This window comes from Vibrio sp. 2134-1 (assembly GCF_033339495.1).
In genome coordinates this window covers 249,872-257,009 of the sequence record NZ_JAWOUS010000005.1, presented here as the reverse complement: position 1 = coordinate 257,009, position 7,138 = coordinate 249,872, and the positions used below count along the sequence as shown (strand labels likewise).

Annotated in this window: 5 protein-coding genes; all 5 read right to left on the bottom strand. The window is 45.7% G+C overall.

Translation table 11 applies throughout. The features are described 5' to 3' along the window. Positions 1-108: 108 nt before the first annotated feature. Positions 109-1,443, bottom strand: coding sequence for a cyclic-di-GMP-binding transcriptional regulator VpsR (gene vpsR / locus R7R78_RS09025; RefSeq protein ID WP_225473436.1), 1,335 nt, complete (start codon positions 1,441-1,443; stop codon positions 109-111). Between the two features lie 243 nt (positions 1,444-1,686). After that, a complete protein-coding gene (gene lysS, locus R7R78_RS09020; protein ID WP_005382861.1) occupies positions 1,687-3,204 on the bottom strand; it encodes a lysine--tRNA ligase in 1,518 nt (505 codons plus the stop codon). A gap of 34 nt (positions 3,205-3,238) precedes the next feature. Beyond that, a protein-coding gene (gene prfB / locus R7R78_RS09015) for a peptide chain release factor 2 (RefSeq protein ID WP_100068604.1) occupies positions 3,239-4,337 on the bottom strand; the annotation gives its coding sequence in 2 pieces (ribosomal slippage) (positions 3,239-4,261 and positions 4,263-4,337; 1,098 coding nt in all). A 173-nt stretch (positions 4,338-4,510) separates the two neighbouring features. Then, positions 4,511-6,250 (bottom strand): single-stranded-DNA-specific exonuclease RecJ, encoded by a 1,740-nt coding sequence (gene recJ, locus R7R78_RS09010; RefSeq protein ID WP_017821504.1) that lies wholly within the window; start codon positions 6,248-6,250, stop codon positions 4,511-4,513. Positions 6,251-6,293: 43 nt separating this feature from the next. After that, positions 6,294-7,082 (bottom strand): bifunctional protein-disulfide isomerase/oxidoreductase DsbC, encoded by a 789-nt coding sequence (gene dsbC / locus R7R78_RS09005; RefSeq protein ID WP_005381786.1) that lies wholly within the window; start codon positions 7,080-7,082, stop codon positions 6,294-6,296. Between the last annotated feature and the right edge of the window lie 56 nt (positions 7,083-7,138).

Genomic DNA, 7,138 nt, shown 5'->3' with positions numbered 1-7,138 from the left:
CTTTAAAATACAAAACGCCCGATGAAGTACATCGAGCGTTTTAGTTAAAAAGTGTCAACCCATATCAGGACGGGTCATATTCGCCCATTTGACACAGGGAAAGGCCAACTACATGGCTTGTTCGGAAATCAAGTTATGTTTATTAAGTAGTCGATACATGGTTGCACGCGAAACTCCGAGCTCTTTCGCCGCATTTGAAACTTGACCAGAATGAGATTCCAAAACAACCAGCAACGCATCACGTTCACTCTTCTCTCGGATTGCTTTCAAGCTGCGCTTTGAGTCATTACGTTGAGGTAAATCTAAGTGATGCTCTTCAATCATTACGCTGTCGGACATTAATACCGCTCGCTTCACTTGGTTCATCAGCTCACGCACATTTCCAGGCCAGAAATAACGTGTCAGTGCCTTGAATGCATCCTCAGAAAAGCTTTTTGCTTGCGAGTTGTACTCTTTTGAGAACTCTTGTAAGTAGAAACGAGCCAGCAATGCGATGTCACTCGCACGTTCTTTCAAGCTAGGGACATTGATGCGCAGAACGTTGATGTAATGGTAAAGCTCTTCATTGAAGTCACCGTCAATCAAAGCTTTTTCAACATCCGACGAGTTAGCAGCAAGAATACGCACGTTAACCGCTTTTACGCCATCTTTGGTATCAATGGTGCCTTCTTGCAAGAATCTCAGCAGATTCATTTGCTGCTCTTTTGAAATGGTAAGAATGTCATTAAACAACACGGTGCCACCATCTGCTTGTTCAAGCAGGCATGCTTCCATATCTTCATCGGCGTTAATACCAAATACTTCAGCTTGGAAACGTTGTTCATTGAGTGCGCGACAGTTAATTGCCATAAACGGTTTATGAGAGCGTGAAGAGACTTTATGGATGGCCCTAGCAACCGCCTCTTTACCAGTCCCACTTTCCCCAGAAATCAGAATGCTGACGTCCGTTGGACCAATGCGCTTCACTTGATCGCGTAAACGTTTCATCGGGATAGATTCACCGATCAAACCCATATCTAAACTGCTACCAAAACTAGGCCAAACTTTTTTCTCCAACTTAAGCATGCCAAGCTGGTGACCTATTGTGCTTAATAACTGTGCATCTGGGATCGGCGCTGTGAAAAAATCGATACAAAAGTTAACAATGAACTGGCATATGGTGTCAGTGCCAAGCTGAGATTCACGAATAAACGCTAACCAACGTACGTGTTTGTGAGAGCTGACTAAGTTCGCCAAACCATTCAAGCTGAACTCGTCATGGCTGAGATCAACAATACCGATACATGGACCAATATCTTCTAACAGCGTATTAGCTTTGCGTAAGTCACCTACTTGGTGACACTTCCAGCCCACTTGCTCCAGTACCGATAACCAAGGCTCATAAGTACCGCCAACTACCACAAGCGATCCCGGGATGGAATCCATCTTAAACTGCCCAGCCATTCTCTAACCCTTTTTCATTGTTAATAGAAATTTTGTGCCACAAACTTATCTTTGCGAGCGGGTAACATTATCGAGACTCCGCCCCCTCACGTCTGTCTCAGTATTAAGACTATGCAATAGATTGAGATTTGGCGAATGTTTATTTGCATATCCCATTAAAAGGCAAGTGCAACAACTTGAATTACCTTAACTAAAAGGCAAAAAAAACCACCCGAAGGTGGTTTTTTTACTCATCCTATCGAATTACGCTTGCGGGCGCATTGCAGGGAATAAGATCACGTCACGGATAGTGTGCGTGTTAGTCAGTAGCATAACCAAACGGTCGATACCGATACCTTGGCCTGCTGTTGGCGGTAGGCCGTGCTCTAGAGCAGTGATGTAGTCTGCATCGTAGAACATTGCTTCGTCGTCACCAGACTCTTTCGCTTCAACCTGTGCTTTAAAGCGTGCATCTTGGTCTTCAGCATCGTTAAGCTCTGAGAAACCGTTCGCTACTTCACGGCCACCGATAAAGAACTCAAAGCGGTCTGTAAAGAACGGGTTATCATCGCTACGACGAGCCAACGGAGAAATATCTGCTGGGTAACCAGTGATGAACGTAGGCTGCATTAGCTTAGGCTCTGCTGTTTCACCAAAGATCTCTTCAAGAAGCTGACCGCATGTCCAGAAAGGTTCTACTTCAACGTGAACAGATTTCGCGATAGAAACCATTAGATCACGGTTTTGTAGGTCTTCTTCTGTTAGCGCTTGGATTTGCGCGTGGTCTGGGTTGTAGTGCTTGATTGCTTCGAACATGCTCATACGAGTGTAAGTACCACCAAACTCAACCGTTTCATCACCGTAAGGCATTGACGTTGAACCTAGAACTTCTTGCGCCACTGAGCTTAGTAGTTCTTCAGTTAGGTCCATCAGATCTTTGTAGTCTGCGTACGCCATGTAGAATTCCATCATTGTGAATTCTGGGTTGTGGCGTGGAGAAAGGCCTTCGTTACGGAAGTTACGGTTGATTTCGAATACGCGATCAAAACCACCAACAACTAGACGCTTCAGGTATAGCTCTGGCGCGATACGTAGGTACATTGGCATGTCTAGTGCGTTGTGGTGCGTGATGAATGGACGCGCACTCGCACCGCCAGGGATAACGTGCATCATTGGCGTTTCAACTTCCATGAACTGCTTAGAGATCATGAAGTTGCGGATTGCAGACATTACTTTAGAGCGTACTACAAACGCTTGACGAGAGTCTTCGTTAACGATCAGGTCAACGTAACGTTGGCGGTAACGCATCTCTTGGTCAGTTAGACCGTGGAACTTTTCTGGAAGTGGACGTAGTGCTTTGGTTAGCAACTCGTACTCTTCCATGTTCACGTATAGGTCACCCTTACCAGACTTATGAAGTGCACCTTTAACACCGATGATGTCACCGATATCTAGACCTTGGTATTTTTCTTTAAGTACTTTTTGAACCGCTTTGTCAGCGTAAGCTTGGATACGGCCAGAAGTTTCTTGAATTACCAAGAATGGACCACGTTTAGCCATGATACGGCCAGCGATTGCTACTACGTGGTTAAGCTCTTCTAGCTCTTCCTTCGTCTTTTCACCGAACTCTTTCTGAAGGTCGCCCGCTAGTGCGTCACGACGGAAGTCGTTTGGATGGCCGTTCGCTTTGCAGCTCTTTCGGATTGCATCCAGTTTAGCGCGGCGTTCAGCAATCAGCTTATTTTCTTCTAGTACAGTTTCGTTTTGAACAGCATCAGTCATTTTCGATGTATCCTGTTTTTGTCGGTGAAAAGCTTTATAGACCTGATTTCAGGCTAGCTTCAATAAATTTGTCCAGATCGCCATCAAGAACCGCTTGAGTGTTACGGTTTTCAATGCCCGTACGGAGGTCCTTAATACGTGAGTCATCCAATACGTAAGAACGGATCTGGCTACCCCAGCCAATGTCAGACTTAGCGTCTTCATTAGCTTGTTTTTCCGCATTTTGCTTTTGCAATTCAAGCTCAAATAGCTTCGCTCGAAGCTGTTTCATTGCCTGATCTTTGTTCTTATGTTGAGAACGGTCATTCTGACACTGAACCACTGTGTTCGTAGGTACGTGCGTAATACGTACCGCAGATTCCGTGGTGTTTACGTGCTGACCACCTGCGCCTGATGCACGGTAAACGTCAATACGTAGGTCGGAAGGATTAATGTCGATGTCGATGTTTTCATCAATCTCTGGATAGATGAACGCAGAAGCAAATGACGTATGGCGACGACCGCCTGAATCGAACGGAGATTTACGAACAAGACGATGAACGCCCGTTTCAGTGCGTAACCAACCGTACGCATACTCACCAGAGATGCGAACTGTTGCCGACTTAAGACCCGCGACTTCACCTTCAGAGACTTCAATCACTTCAGCTTTGAAGCCTTTCGCTTCTGCCCAACGTAGGTACATACGCAGCAGCATGTTAGTCCAGTCTTGTGCTTCTGTACCACCAGAGCCTGCTTGCAAATCGATGTAACAATCAGAGCTATCGTGGTCGCCAGAGAACATACGACGGAATTCAAGCTTTTCTAGCTTCTCTTCCAACTCAGCAAGTTCTGGTTCAATTTCGTCAAATGTTTCTTGATCTTCTTCTTCTACAGCCAGCTCAAGAAGACCTTCTACATCTTCCACACCTTGCTCTAGTTGATCAATGGTTTCAACAACCGCTTCTAGTGATGCACGCTCTTTACCCAGTGCTTGCGCACGCTCAGGTTCGTTCCATACATCTGGTTGTTCAAGTTCTGCGTTGACTTCTTCTAGACGCTCTTTCTTCGCGTCATAGTCAAAGATACCCCCTCAGGACATTTGTGCGCTGAGACACGTCCTGCAGACGGTTTTTAATTGGATTGATTTCAAACATGTTTACTCAACATTTTAGAATAGAATTTAACCGAGAAATTCTACTGAAAAATGTGACCGAGATACAGGAAAATTTCGGATGAGAAATCAGATTGCGGTGAGAGAGAGCACGGTCATAAAATTTTACGCCCACTTAGGGGCAACCGTACTCTATAAGAAAGGTTGATCTAGGTATTACTTAGCTTCGATATGGTCGATCATCAATTGCAATGATTGATTACCACGAAATTCATTCACATCCAGCTTATACGCGAGACGTACTGTTTTAACCGATGCATCTGGCCATCGACGTAGATCAACATTGAATGCAATACCGTCGATCATCACATTGGTAGGGTGACCTTTATAAAGCGGCTCTAACATCAATTTAAGATGCTTCTCACCCACCAGCTTTTGATGCAGTACTTTAAACTCACCATCAAAGATTGGTTCAGGGAAGGCTTGTCCAAAAGGGCCACCCGATCGCAGCTGTTCAGCAACATGCATAGAGAACTCTTCCGGCTTAAGTTCGCCATCTGACATGATCACGCCTTTTAGCGCCGCTTCATCGAGTTCCTTTTTTACCACTTCATCAAACAAACGACTGAAACGCTCAAAATCCTGCTCTTTAATCGTTAAGCCTGCTGCCATGGCGTGTCCACCAAACTTGATGATCAAACCCGGGTTTTGCGTGTCGATGAAATCCAACGCATCGCGCATGTGTAGCCCCGGAATAGAACGACACGAGCCTTTAATCGTCCCTTCTCCACCATCAGCAAATGCAATGACTGGACGATGAAACTTCTCTTTAATGCGCGAAGCCAAAATACCAATCACACCTTGGTGCCAATCACGTTGGAATAAGGCTAAGCCATAAGGAAGCTCATTGCCTTCACCAAACTGAAGGCGCTCACAGAAAGCCATCGCTTCTTGCTTCATGCCTTCTTCAATCTCTTTACGAGTCTGGTTTAAGCCATCCAATTCACTTGCCATGCGACGAGCTGCGTGGATGTTGTTACACATCAGCAGTTCAACACCGAAAGACATGTCATCAAGACGGCCTGCTGCGTTAATACGTGGACCTAAAGCAAAGCCAAAATCGGACGCAACTAAACGACGCGCATCGCGCTTAGCGACCTCAATTAACGCTTGGATGCCGGGACGCGCTTTGCCCGCACGAATACGTTGCAAACCTTGGTGTACAAGAATGCGGTTGTTTTCATCCAATGGAACGACATCGGCGACGGTACCCAGTGCAACAAGGTCAATCAGTTCCATCAACTTGGGCTCTTGCATCCCCTGTTCTGCAAACCAATTGTGTTTTCGCATATGAACGCATAGTGCCATCATGAGATAAAACGCGACCCCCACACCCGCAAGCGCTTTAGATGGAAAGCTACAGCTCTCAAGGTTTGGGTTCACCATTGCATCCACATCAGGCAACACTTGTCCTGGCAAGTGGTGATCGGTAACGAGCACGGTAATGCCATTTTCTTTTGCGTAACGCACACCTTCGATTGATGAGACGCCGTTATCCACCGTCATGATCATCTCAGCGCCAAGCTCTAAGGCTTGGTCAACGACTTCTGGACTTAACCCATAACCGTCTTCAAAACGATTTGGCACTAAGTAATCCACATTGTGACTACCAAGCATACGCAGCGCGAGTACTGATAATGCTGAGCTTGTCGCACCATCAGCGTCAAAATCACCGACAACGATGATGCGTTTTTGTTCTTTTATCGCCTGAAACAAAAGATCGACAGCTTGCTCAATCCCCCCGAGTTTTTGATATGAATGCAACCCACGGGCCGACGTTTCTAATTGTGAAAGATCCGTTATCCCACGGTTGATGTAGATACGTTTAAGAATCGGAGGAATGGAATCAGGAAGAAGGGAAAGATCTGGTTCAGGACGTCGTTGAATTTCTATCATGCTTGAAAGAGCCGACAACTTTGCCGGCTCTGCTCCTAAAGGATTATAGTTGCTTTAAACGTTTCAATAGCTCTGCAGGTGGTAGGTAGCCACCAACCATTTCGCCATTCGGTAAGAAGATTGCTGGCGTACCAGAAATACCCAATTGGCGACCTAGATTGTAATGCGCCTGGATGGTTTCTTTACACTGTTTCAAGTCTTTCGCAGGGTTATCAAATGTACGATTCACTTTCGCGTTGTGCATTGCCGACGCCGGATCTTCAGCACACCAAATCGTTGCCATTTGCTCTGCCACAGGGCCAGTTGCACCTTGGCGAGGGTAAGCCATGTAACGCACTGTAATACCTAGATCATTATAGCCTTGCATTTGGCTATGCAGACGCACACAGTAACCACAGGTGATATCAGTGAATACGGTCACAACATACTTTTCATCGTCGGCTTTGTATTCGATCATGCTATCGGAGAACTGAGCAATTTTCTCGGCGTTAAGCGGCGCTTGACGCTCTGCTATGACATCTTTGTAACTGCCATCATCATTAATGGCATAAAGCGTACCGGCGATAAAATGGCTACCATCATTTGAAGCAAACAGGATCCCGCCATTGGTTTGAATTTCCAATAAGCCAGCGACGTCTGATGGTTGAATATCAACGATAGATAAACCAAGCTTTGAGAACTTAGTTTTTAATGCTGCTTCATCAAAGCCGCTTTGTGCAGCTGGCGCCACTTGTTGCGCAGGAGTCTCCGTTTGAGCCTGACTTTCTTCTGCACCACAAGCGGTAACAAAAAATGGTAAAGTCAGCAGAGTTAGTCGGCGTAATACGCTCATGAAATTCACCTTAATGTAAAATCGTTTTTCCAAGAAGACATGGATGAATCTAACCA

Excerpts from the sequence above, each read along its gene's own strand:
- lysS (WP_005382861.1), bottom strand. The coding sequence starts at position 3,204 with ATGACTGATGCTGTTCAAAACGAAACTGTACTAGAAGAAAATAAGCTG.
- recJ (WP_017821504.1), bottom strand. The coding sequence starts at position 6,250 with ATGATAGAAATTCAACGACGTCCTGAACCAGATCTTTCCCTTCTTCCT.
- dsbC (WP_005381786.1), bottom strand. The coding sequence starts at position 7,082 with ATGAGCGTATTACGCCGACTAACTCTGCTGACTTTACCATTTTTTGTT.
- vpsR (WP_225473436.1), bottom strand. The coding sequence starts at position 1,443 with ATGGCTGGGCAGTTTAAGATGGATTCCATCCCGGGATCGCTTGTGGTA.